Origin of the sequence: Mycobacterium sp. HUMS_12744610, from assembly GCF_041206865.1 — a bacterium.
GTDB lineage: Bacteria > Actinomycetota > Actinomycetes > Mycobacteriales > Mycobacteriaceae > Mycobacterium > Mycobacterium servetii.
In genome coordinates this window covers 57,006-76,701 of sequence record NZ_JBGEDP010000002.1, presented here as the reverse complement: position 1 = coordinate 76,701, position 19,696 = coordinate 57,006, and the positions used below count along the sequence as shown (strand labels likewise).

The window sequence follows — 19,696 nt, the reverse complement described above, 5'->3', positions numbered from 1 at the left end:
TCAGGCGCTAACAAAAGCCGCGAACCTAGTGCGTCACAGGCGTCTGCCCATCCGGCCGACCTACCATCGAAACCCGGGAGGGCCACCATGACGGAACAACAGCTCAGCTTCGAAGAACTGGACGCCGAAGCGTTCGACGCAGTATCCGCAGTCGCCGACGACACCCGAGGTTGGCGTGGACCCGCAGCTTGCGCCGTCGTCGGCATCACCTATCGGCAACTCGACTACTGGGCGCGCACCGAGTTGGCCCAGCCATCTATCGCCACCGCGGCCGGATCCGGAAAAACAGCCACCGGTGAGCGCCAACCCGGCGCCGTCGACGACGAACTCGCCAAACCAAGCAACCAGGTCGCCAGCAGCGTGTCGAACAACCGCCGCCGGTACACCTTCGCCCGCCGTCAGCAGCAACCCGCTGGAGCCGTCCGTCCGTCATCTCCTACCTCCCAGTTAGGGTGCCGATCATGGCTCCGCAAACACTAATATCGGCGGCTGCCGACCTCCCACCGATGCGCGACTGGGTGGCCAGCACCGGTTTTGCCGGCATCTGCGCAATCCTGGCTGCCCTGCTCATCCTGCTCACGGTGATGATCGCCGCACGTCGTGCCGACGAACGGTCCAACCACGAGACAGAACAACACCGACGCGCGGCAGCCATCGCTCAATGCTGGCAACGTCTGACTTGGGTGATCACCACCGCCGACACCGAGCCCGCCGCAACCGACCCCGCCACCGCCAACATGGGGCTAGGTCCGGAACTGGCTCAAGAACTACTCAAGGGCATTAGCCGCGACGCCAAAGAACTCGGCGACGAAACCCTGGAGAAAGCCGCCGCCGTGTACCTCAGCCAGCTCGGCCTGGTCCTCACCCAACAAGCACAACGCCTCACCGAAATCGCAACAGCGACAAAAAAATCGACTAACACGACACCAGGCGCGCATGCTGCCACCCCAGCCGACTCGCCCGACAAAGAAGAATCCGAAACCGCTAGCGGCCAAGGACGGCGCAGGCGGTGACCCGACTCCAAGAGCACATCGCTGAACTGCCGATCGAGGACTGGGCAGCGATCACAAAGCGCGTCGCCGCCGACGCGGTCGCAGCCGCCCAGCAGGCCGGAATCCAACCACCCGACGAGCTGGTAGCCGTCGCAGGAACACCGGTCGACAAACTCATCGAACGTCGCCGCACACTAGGCCCCGGAGCCGTGCGGCTCACCGTGCGCCAGAAAATCGCTGAGGCAGACCGGCTCCGCACACTGGCTCAACAACAGGCCCACAACGCGAACCTTGAAAAGGCCGACGCCCAAGCCGCCGCGACAACAGCCCTTGCCGCCGCCGACCAATATCAGCAGACGGCCGAAGCCGCGCGCCGCCGCGCACGCGAGACCGAAGTCACCGCCACGCAACGGATCCGTGAGACCGAAGAGACCGCTGCACAACGGATCCGCGAGACCGAAGCCGCTGCCGCGCAACGGGAGTCCGAATGGGCAACCCAACGCCGCGAACTAGAAGCCACAACAGCACAGCTGCGCGCCGAGCTGGCCCAGGCCCGGACCGACGCCGCCGCCGAGGTCGCCGCTGCCCAGGAAAAGGCCGCCGCCGCCGACACCCGCGCCCAACAGCGCGCCACCGAACGCATCACCGAACGCGCAGCAGCAGAAGCAGCCATCGAAGAGCTGCGCGCCGAGCTGGCGCAGGCCCGGACCGACGCCGCCGCCGAGGTCGCCGCTGCCCAGGAACAGGCCGCCGCCGCCGACACCCGCGCCCAACAGCGCGCCACCGAACGCGCCGACGAGCGCGCCGCCGCGCAAGCCGAACTCGAACAGGCCCGCAACGAGATAGCCCGCATACGGGCTGACGCCGCCGCCGAGGTCGCCGCCGCACAGTCCCGTGCCGACAGTATGATCGCCGAGGCGCGGCAAGCGGCAGACGCCGAGATTACGCAGACTCGCGCCGATGCCGAGCGTTACGTCGCCGACGCAACCCGCTACGTCGAGGAGGCTCGGCAGTACTTCGCCACCACCCAGAACCCAGATCCGGGCACTCCGTGACTTACAACACCGAAAATCCGGAGACCGTAACCGGTCAAGACCTGGATAGCGCGTCGAACCGGCGGCGTGTTCGACGGCACCGTCTGGGTACCTGAAGGCGGCACCGTCGGAGGACGCGAAGGGCTAACACAGAGGCCGTACGGCGCCCCGGTAACCCGTCCTGGGCTGAAATCTCACCGTCCGTCTAGCGTTGCGTCGTGTGCGTCCGCGCGAACGGCCCATCTCAGCGAAAAACAATGTGCTGCTTGTCGACAAGGGCTGATCAGTCATGTCATGGGGCAGCTGAATGTCCTCTTGGCGCAGTCGGTTTGGCGGTCGTCGCATCCTCCCGTATGGGCGCGGTCGCGCGCAGCACAATGATCAATCGGAGAAAGGGATTGGAATGCCACGTTTGATGAGTGTGGCCCTGACCACCGATCAGGTGCGCCGTCGAGTGAAGACCCAGACACGACGTGTCAACTGGTGGATGGACAAGCGCGGCAACCGCATCCTGTACCCGGGCGACTTGCTCACGCTATGCAAGAAGGTGCGTGGGCGTCGACACGGGGAGCCCCTGGAGGTGATCGAGACTGTCGAAACACTCGACGTGCGACGGGAACCGCTGGAAGCGATCACCGCCGCAGACGTGATTGCCGAGGGCTTCCCCGACTGGACGACCGGCCGGTTCATCGACTTCTACTGCGCCACCCACCGTGGCGTGACCACAGGCCAGCACATCACGCGGATCGAATGGGGCTATCCGCGGGTATGCAGAGTGTGCGGATGCACCGACTACGACGCTTGCGAGACGATCTGCGGTCCGTGCGCCTGGCGTGTTAGCTTCGCCGACAACACCGGAATCTGCACCGGCTGCCCGGCCTGACGAGGCCCGCAGCGACCGATTCACCATGAATCGCTGGCCGAGGCGTTGGGAAAGTGGGGAGTGCGCGGTGTGCCCCGAACGGATCAACGGCGAGCGGGGCGGGCGGCCAGCGGCGTGACCGCGGCCGTGAGATCGCCGCTGAAACCGCCAACATAGGCCACCTTGGCCGGGTCCATTGTCAGATCCTGAACGAGGCTGGGATCGGTGACAACAGCAACACCGACTCCGATGTTGGGCTGGTCCACCGTCATCGGCGGGCTGTCAGCCGGGAACGCGACGATCAGCTCGCGGGCGAGATAGACCAACCGGCCGCCGTCCCGGCGCAACCAGCCCTGCGGCACCTGCGTCGGGTCGACGTCCTCAGGCAAGCTCATCCGCCACGGCACCTCCAGGCTCGCGTACCAGTAGCGGAACTCCCCGGTGTTATCCATAGCGATCGCCAACCGTGCCAACGCGGGCAGTTGGTCGGCCAACTCCGGAGGGCCGGAATGCATGGTGTGCAGCGCAAGCATGGGCACATCAAGGAACGTAGCAAGATTCCCCGCAGTCTTCACCGGGGCTGCCAGCAGCAGCTCACCGGCCCGGCAGGGGCTGGTCCTCTGGAAGACGACCACGCGGCCTTCTACGTTCAAAATCATGATCACGCTCATCGCCGCCGGGCACTACCACCAGCACAGTCTGCTCGACACGTTCGCCCACTCAGCGATGTGGCGATTCGGGTCCATCGTCGTCTCCGATGCGGCGCGGTCTGCGCCATTCCTTATCCCGATCGGACTCGGCCTGCTCGCCGTGGCGTTGGTCAGAGGCCTGCGTCGGTATCGGCGTGGTTAGAACCCAAGGAGGGCATCATGTCCGCACGCCAGGCGGCAGTGATCGTCGACTACCAGAATGTGCACCTACGAGGTCATGAGCGATTCTGTGGTGAACGCCCGCTGCACGAGTGCCTGATTTCCCCGGGAGCGTTCGCGCGACGACTGCTCGATGTGCGCGCTGCCGCCGGGCGCGGCAGGGCAGAACTCGCTGAGGTGCAGGTGTTCCGCGGCCTGCCGGAGCCTGAATACGACCTCGCCGGCTACCAGCGCAACCTCGCCCAACAATGCGAATGGGAGACCGACCCCCTTGTCACGGTGACTCACCGCCCGCTGCGATATCGCGTGGTGCAGCAGCGCTACAGCACTGGCCCGGGCCCAGCGCTGCAATCGGACGTGGAAGCGCGCGAAAAAGGTATCGACGTTCTCTGCGCGCTGGCGGTTATCTCTGCCGCTGACAGTGATGCGATCGATCTGGTCATCGTCGCCAGCCATGACAGCGACCTCGATCCGGCCGTGGCGGCCGTCCAGCGTGCACACCGCGCAGAAATAGAGGCATTCCAATGGGTCGGTGGCAGGGCGCCGGACCATGGTCGTCTGCACGGCGACGGGCGCCTGTGGTGCACACGACTTGGTGAGCGCGATTTCGCTGCGTGCGGTGATAGCCGCGATTACAGTGCGCCTCAACAGATTCGGCGGGCGGGCTGAAACGCCTGAATGTTGGTTTTATGGCCGTCGCGGTGCGCGGCGGTAGTAGTCGGCGATGTCGCGTCCGTCCCGGGTGTGGGGGCGGACCCAGACTTCGCCGGGCCGATGTGGGGCGTGATCGGGTGGTCGCCACGCCGATGCGCTGTGGTCCCAGATGTGTTCTGCTGCAATGCTGCCGGAGAGAACGGGCTGTAACCAGGCGTTGACGACATCGGCGGCGGTGGCGGCGTCGCGAAGGGGTACTGGCAAGCTGGTCGGGGCGGCGGTGCGGGCGTAACCAGCCTCCCAGCCTGGGGGAATCTCGATACGGTCCGGCGGGGGCTGGTCACGCGTTGCGGCGCGGGCCGCAAGTGCAGATCGCAGGGCGGCGGCGCTGACGTCGACGGACTGTGCGTAGAGGGCGAGATCGACGAGATCTCGGTAGCGGTTGGCGGAGCGGTTCTTGTCGTCGCGGTACATGACGCCCACGACCTTGTCGGCGATCTGGCTGGCCAGGGGGAACAACGGGACTGACGGCAGGGTAGGTAGCCCTCGCATGCCGGGTACCGCGGGCTGCATCTGCTGGTGTTCGATATCGCTGACGAGGATGGTGTCGGCGGCGACGTCGAGGCCGAAGGTGGCGGCGCGATCGGTTGAAATGGCGGCGGTGATCCGGAGCTTGGTACCGCGCACCGCGCCGGTGAACGGCTTTCCCGTGTCGACGGTGTAGATGAAGGGGTCGGCGTCGTGGGCGCCGGTGGCGGTCGACAATGCTTGCTGGACGGCATGGGGTTCGCCGAGGTCGGGAGTGAGTGTGGTCAGGTCGAGATCGCGGGTAGCGCGGGCTCCGGGCATCCTGATGAGCATTCCGGTGCCGCCGGCAACAACCCACGGGGTGCTGTCGGTGTCGGTGAATAGTCGGGCGATGAATCTCTGGATGACGAACTGTCGTATGAGTTCCTGCGACGAGTGTGTGTGGTCGGTGCGCGACTGCTGGGTGGCGCGGGTCCGCAGTGCGACCCAGAAGGCGCGTTCGGAGCGGTAGTCGTTGGACCAGCTCATCGTCGGCTGGCGAACAGCAGTTCGTTGGCTTCGGCGAGGGACTCGGGTGCGCCGACGACGGACAGTGCGTGCAGGATGGTGTCTCGGCCGTTGTTGTCGGTGAGCGGGTCGAGGGCGGCGGTGATGGCGGCCATATCGGCAGCAGCGCTGAGCAGTGCGTCGGTGAGGATGTCGCCGAGGTGGCCGGCGTCGATGCCGTCGCTGTAGAGGTCGGCGACGGTTTGGGCGATGGTCGTCACGGGCAGGCCGGCCACAATCTGGAACGAGGTGCGTTCGGCGACGCGGAAGCGAACGAGGGGGTTGTTGCTGCGTCGTGGGGCAACCACGGTGAAGTCCAGGTAGTCGGGATGCAGGCTACCCAGGCCGTGGACGTAATGTGCTGCGGCCAGATGGGAAACGATGGCGTCGGTGCCGCCGGTGTGCAGCCGACGTATTCGCTCGCCGGCGAACGACTCCGGATCCAACGCCAGCCATAGTGCCCTGAGGGTGTCGAGGGTGATGTCCTCGGGTGCGCCGGCGAAGCGGTAGACACCGCGAGTATCGGCGTGGTGGATGCGTCCGGCCGCTGTCAGCTGGGTGAGCCGTTTGCGGGTGAGGCCCAGACGAGTCGCCTGGGCGGCAGTGAACATGCCCCACTGGCCGGCCGCTTCGATCGCGAGGTCGGCTTCGGAGGCAGCACTACTCCCCATGACTCCCGATGATACCCACAGAGGGGATCAAACGGAATGCTCAATGCTAGTCGGCGGGTCCGACAGGTCGGCGTGGGCGTGGAAATCTGCGAGGGATTGTCCGCTCCCGTCCGGGGGATGTTCGGGCAGCTCGTCGTCGCTATCGAGGCCCGTTGGCGCGCGGGTCTGGCACCCAGGTGCCGGGCACCAGCTCGGTGTAACCCGATGGTCCCAGCTGCCCGGCGGGTACCTGGACGATCTTGCGCAGATCGATCGGCGACTGCGGTGGACCCGGATCAGGGGTGACGACCAGAGAGCTGGGGCTGGGAATCCAGGTGCCGGAGCCCGGCACGAGCTCGTCGTAGCCGTAGGGGCCCAGCTGTCCGGGCGCCAGATGGACGACGCGACTGAGGTCGATCGGGCTCTTGCTTGGCGCCCGGTCCACCCCGACGGGGAAGTTGCGGGGATTGGGCACCCACACTCCGGAGTTCGGTGCCAGCTCCATGTAGCCGTGGGGGCCTAGGGCGCCGGGTTCGAGAGTCACGATGTCGTCAGTGCCCAGCCAGTACTTGCGCGGATCGTCGGTCTGTGGGCGTTGTGGCGGGTCGGTGAAATCCACTGCTTGGATGGTGGGGTCGGTGGAGTCGCCGCCGAGTTCGGTGGTGTGGGTCTGGAGTTGTTGTGCGGCGCTTTGGTACTGGCTGGCGGTGTCTTCGACGATTTGAGTGGCTTCGGTGATGCGTTGCTGGCCTGCTTGCAGTAGGGCGGCTTGGCCCTGGGCGGTGGTCGGGGTGAAGGTGCTTTTGTCTTGTTGCCAGGCGGTCTCGACTGCGGTGAGGTTGTCGCGCGCGTCTTGTCCGATGGTGTTGGCGGTGGCGATGGTGGTGGCGGCGTTGTGATGGGTGGTGCGTAGTTGGTCGCGCTGGCCGTCGAGGGTGGTGCTGGTGGTGGCGGCCTGGGTGCTGGCGTCACCGTCCCAGCTGGTCGGGTGTTGGCCGGCGAGGTTGGGTTCACCGAGGGCGGCGGGTTCGGGGTCTGGTGGGGTGGCGCCGCCCAGCAGTTGGCGCGCTTGTTGCAAGAGGGCGTCAACGGGGTCCATGTCTCAAAGTATCGCCCATGCTGGTTGCTTTGAGAGCAGCAGAGGGAATCGGGAGGGTGGCCAACCGCCCGGCGCAGGTCTACGCCGGCGTGCCGGGCGGCCGTGTACGGACGCGTTCGAAGGCCTGCTGGTAGGTCTGAGGGCTCAGTTTGAGGGCGGCGGCGATGGCCTGGGCGTTGGCATCGGACAGGGTGACTTCGCCGCGCTCGATGGAGCCGATGGTGGTGGTGCTCAGGCCGGTCGCGTTGGCGAGCTGGGGTTGTGTTAGCCCGCGTAAGACGCGCAGATCGCCAGGATATCGCTGGTTAGGGGGGATGTTGACGAACGTGTCGAGGGGGGCGTTGAGAGCCTTGGCGGCGCGGACGAGGACGTCGATCTGTGGGGTGACTCGGCCGGTCTCCCAGTTGTCGATGGTGGCGCGGCCGGTTCGAGCGAGGCGGGCCAGATCTTTGCGGCTCATGCCGGCGGCTTCGCGGGCCTGGGAGAATGCGGAGGGGTCGAATCCGCGCAGGACGCGGCGGCTCACGGGGCGGCCTTGGGGGAGGCTATTGATGTGTGCTCGCAGGGGGTGGCCGTCATAGATTGGCAGTGTGACCGATGGCGCCCCATACAGACACATGTTAGCGTAGTACATTATCGGTATAGATTAGCGAGCAAAGACGGGAGTGGGCTCATGTCCGGTGTCGCGACTGCAGTTGCTGAGCAATCCGTAGTGAGCGGTGGCAGGCCTGTTGAAAACCCCTATAGGCTGAAAGATCATTACCGCATGAGTTCAGAGCGCATTTCCGTTGATCCCGCATCGCTTCGCACCGCCGCCGACGGCAACGCCGCGGCGGCGTCGCAACTCGATGACTACAGCCGCGCATGCAAACAGTGGATCGCCGACGTCGAGCAGGAATTCCTGCGCTGCCACGGGCCGGTCGCTGCGCCGGTGGGCACCGCGATGCGGGCGTTCTTCGATGGCGTCGGCGAGCAGGCAACCGGTGCCAGCGGTGAACACTCTGCAATGGGGGACAACCTCGCCAACGCGGCCGGCCGATACGAGGATGCCGACCATGCAGGGGCGACTGCGGTGAACGCCGCGGCAGGTGGTGCGCTGTAAGTGGCTGGTGTACGCGTCGACCCTGCCGAAGTTGGACCGCGGCTTGCCGCGGCCCTGTCGGCAGCGGCCGCGGCACTGAGCGCTCCGGCGGCCATCCCGCCGCCGCTACCGCCGGGCTCTGACCCGGTGTCCGTCGCGGCGACCAACCGGGTTGCCGTCAACGCCGCCAAGCTCAGCTCTCAGCTGGCGGCCGGCATCCCTCGGTTGTCCGAGGGCGGCCAAGCGGTGACCGCAGCGTTGACCGGTTACGTCGTCACCGACGCCGAGGGCGCCGCGAATGTGGGCGGTCAAGGAACTCCGGCAGCAGCGGCTGCTGCCGTGACCCCGTCCGACATCCCTGCTCCGCCGGCGGTGACGATCCCGGACCTGCCTTTCGACATGCCGGCGGCGCTGGCCACTGTTCCTGCTGAACCTGACATGGTCGACCTGGCTTTGCGGTCCGGCGCCGGTGAGAGCGGTCTGGAAGCGCACGCCACGGGCTGGGACACCGCCGCGACCAATCTCAGCCAGGCCGCACAGTCGTTGCAGCAGCTCGCCGGAGGGCTTCCCGCGTCGTGGCAAGGCAGGGATGCTGAGGCATTGTCGGTAAAGCTGCAGGATTTCGGGCGCTGGATGGAGAATTCGGCGACGGCTGCTGGTGCACAAGCTAATTCAGCACGTCAGGTCGCTAGTCACTGGAGCACGGCTGTCGCCGACCATCCTCGCGCCGAGGACTACGAGCAGACGCGCCAGTTGTTTCTGGCGGCAGCGGCCAGGGCCAATGCGGGGGATCCTCGCGGCGCGTCGGATGCCGCTCAGCATGAGGGTGAGATGACCCAGATGAAGGAGGTGTCGGCAAAGACGATGACCACCTTCGGGCAAGGTGCTGGGGGGACCAACGAGGACGTGAACCACCCGGGGGATTCTCCGCGCATCGGTGGTGACGGTGATCCTCACCTGCCGCACCAGGGCGCCAAAGAACTTGGGACAGTTGATGACCCGCTGTCTCAGGCTGCAGATCCGACGGGGCAGGGCGATCCGGCCAACCAGACGGGGCAGCTGGCCGGTCAGATGATGCAGACGTTGATGTCGATTCCCACGCAGGTGGCCAGTGCGATCGGTCAGTCCCTCGGCCAGGTCGGTCAGCAGATCCAGCAGGCCGGACAGCAGGCGACGCAGGCTGCCAGCCAGGCCGCGAGCCAGCTTGGCAACGCAATGGGTGGTTCACCGTCAAGTGGTGCAGGTGGTGGATCACCGCGAAATCCTTTGAGCAAGCTCGGTTCTGGAGGTGACCCACTTGGTGGTCTCGGCGGTGGAGGTGGCGCTGGCGGCGGCCGCACCATGCCTGCTGGTCTACCGGAGCAGGCCGCGCCGCCGGCTCCGGCGCCGCCGCCCGCTAGCACCACCGCGGTGCCGACCACCGCGGTTCCGCGCGGTGCTGGCACGCCAATGGGTGGCGGAATGATGCCGATGGGAATGATGCCCCATGGCAACAAGGGAGCCGACGGCAAAGAGATCGACCGAAACCCCGAGTGGTTCCCCGACGAACCCTTGGTCAAAGACAGCGTTGAAGTGAGCGAACCGATCGCGGGCCAGCGCAAGCGCTCCCGGCCGACAGAAACGTAGGGGGACGACGGGTGGCATATCATCCTGCGGTAGAGGAATGGCTGGCCAAGAGTCAGCGCCTGGGCGACGCGATCGGTGCGGTCCAAGACGCGGCATTCAACAATCTGCGGGTGCGGCGGGCAGCACCGGATGATCCGGATGTCATGCCGGAAGTCGATGGATGGGGCACGGTCACCGACGTCTATCTCGGCGAAGGCGTCACTCAGCGGTACAGCGCGTCGCAACTGGGCGACGTCATCATGGCTGGCCTCCGCGAATGCTATGCGGTGCTCAACGACCGCCGCAGAGAGGCCGCCCGCGAGGCAGCACCCGAACTGGACACTGAGTTGTGGTTCGGCTCGGCCGACACCTCCGCAGCTGCTGCTGACGGCTCCGACGATCACAACGGTTCGGCCGAGAGGTCGCACGCATGACCGCTGCCGTCATCACCCCGGCGGAGCTGGTCAGTGAATGCCTCACCGGTGCCGCACGCCGGCTCCTGGGAGGGGTGCACTCATTGACCTCCTCACGGGTGATCGTCGTGCGCATCGACCCGAACTGGATCCGCGTGAAATTTTCCGCCGAGCCAGGGCGGCTGCCATCCCCCTGGGAGCCGGACGACGAGCCGGGCTGGCTGCGGGCGCCGCGAGGCAGCGAGCCCGGACTGCGTGATTCCTCAGCAGATCCGGTTCTGGTTGTGGTCGGTGTCGGAGAACACGAGGTCATCGCCGTCAACGCATTGGCCATCGACGAGATCGGTGTGCTGTGCCACGGCCGCGCTGAGCTGATCGACAGTTGGGTACTGCAGGCGCAAATTCAAGGCGCCGAAGGGGACGACCAGACACTGGCAGGCGTGAGGCTCAGCGAGAGCCCGGACGCGACGGTCGTCATCGCTGATCCGCTCATCGACGGAGCACAGCCAGGCTGGGTGGACATACTCGCCGCCGGAACTTCCTGGCCCGTGCGTCCGCTGCGGATCCCTGCGGAGTCGGCAGTGACGTCCCCTGGCACTTCTGAACCACTTGTCGCGACCGAGCAGGCGGACCGCGCCCACGAGCACGGGCAGGGGCCAGCAGTCGTACCGACGACGCCGACGGTCGCGTCCACCGACGACGCAGAACCGACCGTAGCCACTGACTTTGATTCAACGCCAACCGAACCCAGACAAGACCCGACTGCTCAGACCGCCGAACCGGCGGCAGAGGACTCCACCGGCACTGCCGATGATGCTCCCCACGGTGGATTGATGACGGTGTTCGGCCGTTTCGAGGTCACTGACTCCGACGGGGTAGCGCTGCAACCTATGCAGCAGCAGATCATCGGGGCGATCGCGCTGCTTCAGCCGATCACGACAACGCACCTGTGTGAACTGCTCTACGGGCCGGAACGCCAGAAACAGAAGAGCTTTCACGTGGCGATGAGCAAAATCCGGCGCCGCGGGCTGCAACCCGTGGCGACAGAGGACGGTTACCGCATCGAACTCGACAGCGACTGGGCGCGCTTCGTCGCTTTGGTGGGATCCGATCCAGTGACCTCACCCACCGAGAACCTCGCGCGCGCCGCCGAACTCGTCACCGGGCCACTGTTCGGCGCCGATTCGCCACCATGGGTCGTCACTGAGGCGCTGCCTGCGATGACAACCCTGGTCGCGAACGTGTGCCGCGAGCTTGCCGCCCGGCACGTCGAGCAACCCGACATGGCCCTGGCTTATGCGCGCCGCGGGCTCACTGTCGCACCCGGGCACCAAGAACTCGGCGAGATTGTGTCGATGCTCGCTAACGGTACGTGGCATCAGGATTCAGACAGGGACGTGAGCGCGTGACAACCGAGAAGGCGATACCTGACATCGAAGATTTCTATCCGCGGGAATTCTCTGTCTACAACCCGTCAGGATCGGTTGGAGTGAGCTGCAACGGACGGGGGCAGGTCAGTGCACTGATGCTCGACGATGACGCCTTGGACCTCGGTGATGTCGACCTGGGTCGGGAGATCGTTGCTCTGGGACAGCTTGCCCGCGCGAAATACCGTATGGAACTGCGGCTGTGGTCGCTGGCGACGGTGGCCGCTGAGGGGCGTGATCCCGACCGGATGGACCGTTTCTATCGCCGTGTGCAGAAGCTGCCGACGCCCGAGGAGTACCGGGAGATGGAAGCCGCCGAATTCGCCAGGAGGTACGCCATATGAGTGCGGCAACAGAGAACTTCGAAGCCGGTGTTGCTGCTCTGGGGCTCCTGGACGGCGGTCACGCTGACCACCAACAGGCGATGCGGTACTTCACCGCTGCCTCCGATCTCGACCCGGCGATGTGCGACGCTTGGCTGGGCCGAATGCTGTGCGGCGACAACGCGTCCGGCACGATGTACCGCGCGTGGCGCGCTCGCCAGCAGATGCACGCGCAAGTCAGCCGGATGGGAATCACTGCGGCACAGCTGTGGCCGCGATTCGACATCGGCATGGGCATCGTCGCGCTGGAGCAGCCGATCTATGACCAGTCGGCGCTCGCCGCGGCGCTGGCGAGCTCCTTGGCCACGGGCAACCCTCCCGACTATGCCGAGGCGATCGACGCCTTGGCGGAGGCCACACCGACCTCAGTGACGGCGTGGGTGAAAGCTGCGATCTATTACCGGGCTCAACGGTGGCCGGATGTGATCGATACGCTGAGCGAGCACCTTGCATTGTTCGACAGGGATGCGGTGCTCAAGGTCGCAGTTGAATTAGCGCTCGGTATTGCCCATGCATATCTCGGTCAGTTCGATAAGGCCGCCGGCTATTTGAGGACGGTTTCCGAGCAGACGACGTTGTCCGAGGCGGTGCCCGTGGCGCAGTGGTTTTCGGCGCTGATCGCGCGGGAGCGCGGAGACGAAGACAGCGCCAAAGACCTCATGCGAAAGGTCAACGCCGCCGCGCCGTCGCCGGAGGTGAGCGCTGCTCTCGAAGACAAGGGCATCCGTCTTCAGCTCACCACCGTCGAGGCGATCGCAGAACGTACTGATCCCTGGGATCCGGCTACCGGTCCCAGTTCCGCAGATCTCGCCGAGGCGCGCGCAGCCACCGAACGCGCCGAGAAGCTCGCTGAGGCGACCGCCGAGCTCGACGCCCAAGTGGGCATGTACGACCTGAAAGAACAAGTCCGGACCTTCCGGTCGCGGATCCGGATGGCCGAGAAACGACGCAAACTTGGTCTCAAGACCCCGGCTGCGGCCAACCACATGATCTTCATCGGGCCGCCCGGCACTGGTAAAACCACAGTGGCCAACGTCATCGCGAAGACGTTGTGCGGTCTCGGAATCGTCAAGACCAGCAAAGTTATCACGGTGTCGGCTAAGCAGCTCATCGGTCAGCACCTTGGCGATTCGGAAGCCAAGACTGAGGCATACGTTCGTCAGGCCATGGACGGTGTGCTGTTCATTGACGAGTTCTACTCGCTGGTGAGCGCCGAAAATAAGGGCTCCAACGCGGATGCCTTCGGCAAAGCTGTAATCGACACCCTCCTTACCCACATCGAAAACGAGCGGCACCGGCTCGTCGTGATCATCGCCGGCTACGAGAACGAAATCGACCAGGTGCTGGCAACCAACGAGGGCATGGCGACACGATTCGCGCATCGCTTCCGGTTCACCACCTATACCCCAGACGAACTCGTCGAGATCGCGCAAGCGCTGGCCGCAGGTCGAGATGACACGCTCGCTGCTGACACGATCGAACTTCTACGTACGGTCTGTGAGAAGCTCAGCGCGCTGTCGACGACCGCGCAGAATCGCGACCCGGTCGAGCTGCTCGATGGTGTGCTCGCTGCGCTGCGTGACAGCGGCGCGGACACGGAGCGCCGTAACGCTCTGATTCGCTACGCCCGTGACCAACTGGCGGCCATGACCACAACGACGCGCAGTGCGATCGATATCGTTGGAAACGGCCGGTTCGTCCGAAAGGCGCTGGAAAACGCCGCCGACGCCCGCGACGTTCGCAACGACGAGGCGCTGTCCGGCGACGACGACGTTGACGAAGAACTGCTCATGACCATCGCGCGTCCTGACATGGTGCGGGCGCTGCAGAAGATCCTCGACGCTGAATCCAGCACCAGCGGAATCGATCTCACCGCCGTGTTGGCCGAGGTGGTCTAATGCCCTTCATCCCCACCTCCAAACTTCAAGTCAGCGGTTACAAGTTCCTGGTGGCCCGGCTCAACCATGCGCTGACCCGGTACGACACAACTATGCGTCACGACCCGGCGCGGTCCACAGCGATGGCGCAGCTCAGCGGATTCGCGCTGGTCGCCTTAATCTGCCTGGCGGCGGTCGCGCTGGCCTACTTCAAACCCCAAGGGCTACGGGACAACTCACGCATCGTCCAGGCGCGCGACTCCTCCCAGCTGTACGTCACCATCGACAACAAGCTCTACCCGGTCCTCAACTTGGTGTCAGCCCAGCTGATCATCGGTAACCCCGACAAGGCTGCGCAGGTCAAACCCCAAGAGGTGCAGGACATGCCGCGAGGACCGCTGGTGGGCATCGCCGGAGCCCCCGAACAGGTGTTTCAGCCATCGCAGACCGACTCGGTGTGGAGCGCCTGCGATGTCATCGACCGGCCCGGCACCGCGCAGCCCGAGACGCACACAGCGGTCATCGCCGGCGACCAGCAACAGATCCTTGAGGTGGATCCATCGGCGGCCCGCATTGTGCAGGGGCCCGACCAGGCCACGTGGCTGGTCAACAACGGCGTGCGACGCAAGATCAACATCGACGACACCGCGCTGGTCCTCGGCCTGGGGCTGCAACGATTCCCCAGCGTCGACGTCATCAGCGAGGATCTGTTCAACGCCATACCGGCGAGCCGTCCAATCACCTCGCCGGTCGTTCCCGACGCAGGTGCTCCGCCGGCATATCCCGTCGCGCCGGGCGTGGTGATCGGCTCGGTCCTTCGCGTCCCGCAAGCAAATTCAGTGAGTTGGTACGTCGTCCTCCCCGAGGGGGTCCAGCAGATCCCCGAAGTGATGGCCTCGGTTCTACGGAACACCAATGCATTCGGCGCCAACGTCGCCCCGACGGTATCGCAAGACGTCGTCGCGCGGCTCCCCGCGGCATCCCCGGGCCTGGACACCTCGATGTTCCCCGAGAAAGCCCTGCATTCGGTGGCGAGCCTGACCGATCCGGTGACCTGCTGGCAGTGGAAGAAGAAGGCGGGCGAACAGCAAGCCACCCCGGCTCTGGCGTTCCTGCCCGCGCTTCCCCTCACTGAACAGCAGCGCACCCTGTGGCGCCATGACCTGGTATCGCGGCCCACCGTGTCGATGTATGCGGCACCCGGATCCGGATTCTACGTTCGGACAACAGGTTCGGACCCCCGCTCGCCAGCGACGGAAACGCAATGGTGGGTGTCCGATCGGGGCGTCCGCTACGGCTTCATGAACCAGGGAGACACCGGAGGTACCTCGCCGGCGTCGGCGTTGGGCCTGTCCTCACCGCTGCCGGCGCCCTGGGCGATCCTGGCGATCCTGGCGGCTGGGCCCGGACTATCCAAAGAAGCGGCACTTGTAGCGCAGGACACGGTGCCACCCTCGCCGCTGGCGGTTGTTCTCAACGGAGGGAAGAGCGGGAATTGAGCACAGAACCATGGATTCCGCCGCGCCGCCGTGTAGAAGTACCGGACGGCAAAGAAGTCAGTGTCGAAACAGAGGTTCCGCCACCCCCGGAGATCAAAGAGGTTGTCCCCCCGAGTAAGTGGCAGAAGCTACTGCCAATTCTGATGGTGGTCGCCATCATTGGCATGATCGGCATCTTCCTGGCCTCTGGAGTCAGGAAGATTACCAGCCCGTACATGTTGATGTTTCCGCTTATGTTCGCTGCGTCGGCTCTGGGCATGATGGGTGGGTACGGCAACAGCGGTGGACCGAAAACCGCTGAGATCAACGCGCTTCGGCGCAAGTACCTTGAGATGCTGTCGAACCTGCGAACGAAGGTCTACAAGCGCGCCGTCGCACAGTATGACTATCTGGCGCACTTTGCGCCTCCGCCTAGTGCCCTGGCGGCGATGGTCGGTGGACCGCGGACCTGGGAACGGTCGCGTCCCGCCAAGGATCCGACCTACTTCTTGTCCGTACGAGCCGGCGTGGCACGCCAGCGGCTCGGCGGAGGTATGAAGATGGTCGATGCGCCGCCCGAAAACGTGACCGAGCCGGTATGCCGGGTGTTCGGTGAGCGGTTCTTTCGCGCTCATCGCGCCGTCGAGGGAATGCCGACCATCATCGACCTCAAGACTCACCGCAGCGTGCAGTTCTTCGGGACCGGCGACGTGCTTGGGGTTATTCGGTCGATGCTGCTGCAGCTGGCGGTATTTCATCCACCGAATCTGGTGTTGGTGGCAGTCATCACGGATCATCCCGAGCAATGGGACTGGATCAAATGGCTTCCGCACAACCAGAACCCGCATCGGCGCGACGCGATGGGCACCGAGCGGATGGTCTACACCCCCGCCGACGGACCTGCCGCGCTGGAGAAGATCCTCGCCGGCCGAGGCGACTTCTCCGCCGATGAAGCGTTCACGGGTAATAAGCCGTGGCTCATCGTCGTCGCCGACCGGGTCGAGCGTGGCATCGCCGGATGCGGCGAAGGCATGGAAGCCGTTACCGTGCTGCGCCGCGGCGGCGAGGACGAAGACGGGCTCGAAGTCATGGGAGCCCGGGTGGAGGTCGCCCCGGACGGGCGGGCCCGCAAACGGAAGATGACCGCCGATGATCCGCTGACCAACTGGCTCAGTGCCGTCGACAACGTGGGGGTCGCGCAGGCACGTCAGATTGCGCGGCAGATGGCACGCTGGCGCGCCGTGACCGACAAGCAGGCCGTGTCGGGGCGGACCAGCGATCCAAGCAAGGCCGTTCATTCGTGGGCCAGCCTGCACGGGGTCGACGACCTGGGCGTGATGGGCAACAGCCTGTGGCGCCGTCACCCCGAAGGCGACCGGGGCCGGATGCGCACGCCGATCGGCTGGGACAAGGCTGGGGCGCCGGTCGAGGTGGACATCAAGGAGGAAGCCGAGCAGGGCATGGGCTCGCACGGCCTGATCCTCGGATACACCGGCTCGGGAAAGTCCACGCTGCTGGTCAACCTGCTTCTGGGGCTGGTCGCTCTTCACACCCCCGAGGAGCTGAACCTGGTCCTCATCGACTACAAGGGTGAGTCCACGTTCGACGGATTCGAGAAGCTCAAGCACACCGTCGAGATCATCTCCAACCTGAGTTCGCAGGACATGATCGATCGCCTCAGTGCCGTGCTGCGCGGTGAGGTGGAACGTCGGCAGCGACTGCGCAGCGAGATGGGGATGGCGACGACCGGCAAGAAGTTCCGGGACGCGCGAACCTACCTCAAGGCTCGCGAGCGGGGCGCGCAGATCCCACCGTTCCCGACACTATTGATCGTCACCGACGAGTTCACCGCGCTGCTCAAAGACCATCCCGAGTTCCGCGACGATTACGAGCACCTGGCCCGCCAGGGCCGCGCCGACCGCATCTGCCTGATGCTGGCGACGCAGTCGCTGACCGGCGTATCGGTAGGACAGCTGTTGTCCAACTGCGGATGGAAGATCGCGATGAAGACGGCCAGCGGGCAGGACTCGCAGGCCGCGATCGAAGATAAGGCGGCCTACTACCTCACCGAACCCGGTGAGGGCTACCTGAAGGTCGGAGGTGCTGAGCCCCGCTACTTCCGGGCCGCCAACCCCACCGAACTGTACTTCCCGCCCGACGAGCTGACTGTGGGGCGTGGGGATCGCAGCGCCGTGGGCGGTATCACCGGTGTCGCGCCATTCACCGTGACCGCCGTGCCCATCCCAGGCCAGAACGACACCGACGATGAGGTGGAGGCGGCGCCGGTAGAACGCACGGCCGAAGAGATGGACAACGCGCCCGAGGTTGGGAGCGTCATCCTGAACCAACTTGCCGGCCACGGCACCGACTGCTTCAAGTTGTGGCTGCCGCCGCTGCTGCAGCCACGGCCGGTGGGCCGTCTTGTCGCCGACAGCGGACTGCACGCCGGCGACAAGGCGGTACTGACCTTGCCGATCGGGCTGCTCGACGTGCCGTACAAGCACGCCCAGCAGGTGTTCACCGTCGATCTGGCGGAGAACAATTTGGCGATGCTGGGCCGCACCAGATCCGGCAAGTCTGTGGCGATGCAGACCCTGGCGATCGCCGCAGCCAAACTCAACAGCCCGCGGCGGCTGCAGATCTACGGTCTGGACTTCAGCTCCGACAGCAAGCTGCTGGCTCTGGAAGGGCTGCCGCACGTCGGCGGTGTTGCGCTGCGCCGCGACAACGACGCGGTATCGCGCGTCCTCGCCGAGGTCACGGAGGTGATCGAGAAGCGATCAGAGCTGTTTCGCAAGCTCCGGATCACGGGCATGGCCAGCTACCGCGACAAGGTCGCGGAAGGAACAGCGCCCGATGACGGCTTCGGCGACGTGCTGTTGCTCGTGGACGGGTTCGATGCGTTCAAGGAAGACCACGACGATCTTGTGCCGGCACTCGCCGAAATCACCAACAGCGGTCTGGCGGTCGGTGTGCACGTCGTCGTCGCCGTGCAAGTGTTCTCGACGCTTGGACGCAGCCTCAACCAAAGCTTCAGCACACGCATCGACTTCAAACTGAACTCGCCCGAATTGTCCGGGGTCAACAACAAGAAGCTCGCCGAGTCGATCCCGGCCGATGTGCCGGGTCGCGCACTCGATCTGGCCAGTCACCTGCACCTGATGATCGGTGCACCCCGGCTGGACGAGGTCGAAGCCGTCGATGACGCCGGGCTGGAGGCCGCGGTCGCTGAAATCAGCGCGACGTGGCAGGGCGAGGGCGCCCGGCAGGTGCGGGTTCTTCCCGAGAGGGTCGAGGCGTCGAAGCTGCACGTGCCCGCCGACTGGACGGGCTCGAAGTGGACGGTGCCGATCGGTCTCTACGAAAAGGATCTGTCACCGGTGCTGTTTGACTTCATGTCCGGCCGCCACCTGAACATCTTCGGCGGCCCCAAGTGCGGAAAGACCCATCTGATCGCCGCGATGATGAAGTCGCTGACGTCGCGATTCACCCCCGATGAGGTCAGGTTCTTCGTCGTGGATCTCAAGGGATCCGAACTTCTCGATGCCATCGACGAAGATTACCTGCTGCGCTGGGATGCCATCGAAAAGGTTGCCAACCCGCAGTACAAGGCAGGCGAGTATTCGGCGCCGCCGAAGATCCAGAAGACCGTGGCACGATCAAGCCTGGTGACCAGCCCGACCGATCTTGCGCCGGTGATGATGGGCGTGGCCGGGTCGCTGGAGAACCGGCGCCTGAAAGGCACCGAAACCATTCAGGAGCGGCGGGCACGGTCCTGGTGGAGCGGCCCGGAGATCTTCTTGTTCGTCGACGACTACTCGTCGGTGGCCAACGCCGCGCCGGCGGGGTTCGCGCCGCTGGCCGAGCACTGGGGCAACGCACCCATGATGGGCATCCACTCGGTGGTGGCCTGTCCGATGGTGACCGCCAACCGGATGCTCGGCTCCGGGAACTCGCTGCCCAAGCTCAACAACGAGGCCGGCGGATCGAACCTGATCATGGATGGCATTCGCAGCGAGGGGCCGGTACTGACGGTGCGGCTGGATCGCAAGCCGAAAGGTCGCGGCATCCTGCTGAGTTCAGAGGGGCAGGAGGTGATCCAGACGCCAGTGGTGCCCGAACTGGAGAAGGCTTTGCCGGGCACCGGCTCGTTCTGAGGATGGCGAATGTCGAACTGGAGGGTATAACGGTCCTATTG

General features: G+C 65.4%; 18 protein-coding genes and 1 pseudogene. 14 read left to right on the top strand and 5 right to left on the bottom strand.

Translation table 11 applies throughout. The annotated features are described in order from the left end of the window. Nucleotides 1-87 precede the first annotated feature (87 nt). From AB8998_RS29625 to AB8998_RS29610, 4 genes and pseudogenes are all read left to right on the top strand, one after another. Nucleotides 88-282 (top strand): annotated as a pseudogene (locus AB8998_RS29625) (MerR family transcriptional regulator); the annotation flags it as partial. A gap of 224 nt (nt 283-506) precedes the next feature. Beyond that, the gene (locus AB8998_RS29620) at nt 507-1,013 is read left to right on the top strand and encodes a hypothetical protein (RefSeq protein WP_369741911.1); all 507 of its coding nucleotides are present in this window, start codon (nt 507-509) and stop codon (nt 1,011-1,013) included. A 188-nt stretch (nt 1,014-1,201) separates the two neighbouring features. Beyond that, nucleotides 1,202-2,047, top strand: coding sequence for a coiled-coil domain-containing protein (locus AB8998_RS29615; RefSeq protein WP_369741910.1), 846 nt, complete (start codon nt 1,202-1,204; stop codon nt 2,045-2,047). A 394-nt stretch (nt 2,048-2,441) separates the two neighbouring features. Next, on the top strand, nt 2,442-2,909 hold the full coding sequence (locus AB8998_RS29610) for an ASCH domain-containing protein (protein WP_225606729.1): 468 nt from the start codon (nt 2,442-2,444) through the stop codon (nt 2,907-2,909). An 83-nt stretch (nt 2,910-2,992) separates the two neighbouring features. On the opposite strand, the gene AB8998_RS29605 is transcribed toward AB8998_RS29610, so the two are convergent. Next, nucleotides 2,993-3,559, bottom strand: a complete 567-nt coding sequence (locus AB8998_RS29605; RefSeq protein WP_369741909.1) for a hypothetical protein — start codon at nt 3,557-3,559, stop codon at nt 2,993-2,995. On the opposite strand from AB8998_RS29605, the gene AB8998_RS29600 reads away from it, so the two are divergent. Both AB8998_RS29600 and AB8998_RS29595 read left to right on the top strand, forming a co-directional pair. Further along, entirely contained in the window at nt 3,546-3,740 is a 195-nt protein-coding gene (locus AB8998_RS29600; protein ID WP_369741908.1) for a hypothetical protein, read from the top strand. The genes AB8998_RS29605 and AB8998_RS29600 overlap by 14 nt on opposite strands. Before the next feature lie 17 nt (nt 3,741-3,757). After that, nucleotides 3,758-4,426 carry a PIN domain-containing protein gene (locus tag AB8998_RS29595; RefSeq protein WP_369741907.1) on the top strand — a complete coding sequence of 223 codons (669 nt, stop codon included), beginning with the start codon at nt 3,758-3,760 and terminating at the stop codon, nt 4,424-4,426. An 18-nt stretch (nt 4,427-4,444) separates the two neighbouring features. Here AB8998_RS29595 and AB8998_RS29590 read toward each other — a convergent pair whose 3' ends face one another. The 4 genes from AB8998_RS29590 to AB8998_RS29575 all read right to left on the bottom strand — a co-directional run bounded on the left by AB8998_RS29590 (nt 4,445) and on the right by AB8998_RS29575 (nt 7,760). After that, entirely contained in the window at nt 4,445-5,467 is a 1,023-nt protein-coding gene (locus tag AB8998_RS29590) for a nucleotidyl transferase AbiEii/AbiGii toxin family protein (RefSeq protein ID WP_369741906.1), read from the bottom strand. Beyond that, complete coding sequence (locus tag AB8998_RS29585) at nt 5,464-6,156, bottom strand: type IV toxin-antitoxin system AbiEi family antitoxin domain-containing protein (protein WP_369741905.1); 693 nt, start codon at nt 6,154-6,156, stop codon at nt 5,464-5,466. Before AB8998_RS29585 ends, AB8998_RS29590 begins: the two co-directional genes overlap by 4 nt. A 139-nt stretch (nt 6,157-6,295) precedes the next feature. Beyond that, nucleotides 6,296-7,234 carry a hypothetical protein gene (locus AB8998_RS29580; protein ID WP_369741904.1) on the bottom strand — a complete coding sequence of 313 codons (939 nt, stop codon included), beginning with the start codon at nt 7,232-7,234 and terminating at the stop codon, nt 6,296-6,298. 79 nt (nt 7,235-7,313) lie between these two features. Then, nucleotides 7,314-7,760 carry a helix-turn-helix domain-containing protein gene (locus AB8998_RS29575; RefSeq protein ID WP_369741903.1) on the bottom strand — a complete coding sequence of 149 codons (447 nt, stop codon included), beginning with the start codon at nt 7,758-7,760 and terminating at the stop codon, nt 7,314-7,316. A gap of 147 nt (nt 7,761-7,907) precedes the next feature. Between AB8998_RS29575 and AB8998_RS29570 the strand changes: the two genes are divergently transcribed. From AB8998_RS29570 to eccCa, 8 genes are all read left to right on the top strand, one after another. After that, on the top strand, nt 7,908-8,336 hold the full coding sequence (locus AB8998_RS29570; RefSeq protein ID WP_369741902.1) for a type VII secretion target: 429 nt from the start codon (nt 7,908-7,910) through the stop codon (nt 8,334-8,336). Between the two features lie 126 nt (nt 8,337-8,462). Next, nucleotides 8,463-9,941 carry a PPE domain-containing protein gene (locus AB8998_RS29565; protein ID WP_369741901.1) on the top strand — a complete coding sequence of 493 codons (1,479 nt, stop codon included), beginning with the start codon at nt 8,463-8,465 and terminating at the stop codon, nt 9,939-9,941. A gap of 110 nt (nt 9,942-10,051) precedes the next feature. Then, a complete protein-coding gene (locus tag AB8998_RS29560; protein ID WP_369741900.1) occupies nt 10,052-10,354 on the top strand; it encodes a hypothetical protein in 303 nt (100 codons plus the stop codon). Next, nucleotides 10,351-11,742, top strand: a complete 1,392-nt coding sequence (locus tag AB8998_RS29555; protein WP_369741899.1) for a hypothetical protein — start codon at nt 10,351-10,353, stop codon at nt 11,740-11,742. Before AB8998_RS29560 ends, AB8998_RS29555 begins: the two co-directional genes overlap by 4 nt. Beyond that, nucleotides 11,739-12,104, top strand: coding sequence for a hypothetical protein (locus AB8998_RS29550; protein WP_033721512.1), 366 nt, complete (start codon nt 11,739-11,741; stop codon nt 12,102-12,104). Before AB8998_RS29555 ends, AB8998_RS29550 begins: the two co-directional genes overlap by 4 nt. Then, nucleotides 12,101-14,041 carry a type VII secretion AAA-ATPase EccA gene (eccA, locus tag AB8998_RS29545; RefSeq protein ID WP_369741898.1) on the top strand — a complete coding sequence of 647 codons (1,941 nt, stop codon included), beginning with the start codon at nt 12,101-12,103 and terminating at the stop codon, nt 14,039-14,041. Before AB8998_RS29550 ends, eccA begins: the two co-directional genes overlap by 4 nt. Further along, nucleotides 14,041-15,519, top strand: coding sequence for a type VII secretion protein EccB (gene eccB, locus AB8998_RS29540; RefSeq protein WP_369741897.1), 1,479 nt, complete (start codon nt 14,041-14,043; stop codon nt 15,517-15,519). The genes eccA and eccB overlap by 1 nt, the downstream gene beginning before the upstream one ends. Next, nucleotides 15,516-19,655 (top strand): type VII secretion protein EccCa, encoded by a 4,140-nt coding sequence (gene eccCa / locus AB8998_RS29535; RefSeq protein ID WP_369741896.1) that lies wholly within the window; start codon nt 15,516-15,518, stop codon nt 19,653-19,655. The genes eccB and eccCa overlap by 4 nt, the downstream gene beginning before the upstream one ends. The last annotated feature ends 41 nt before the right edge of the window (nt 19,656-19,696 follow it).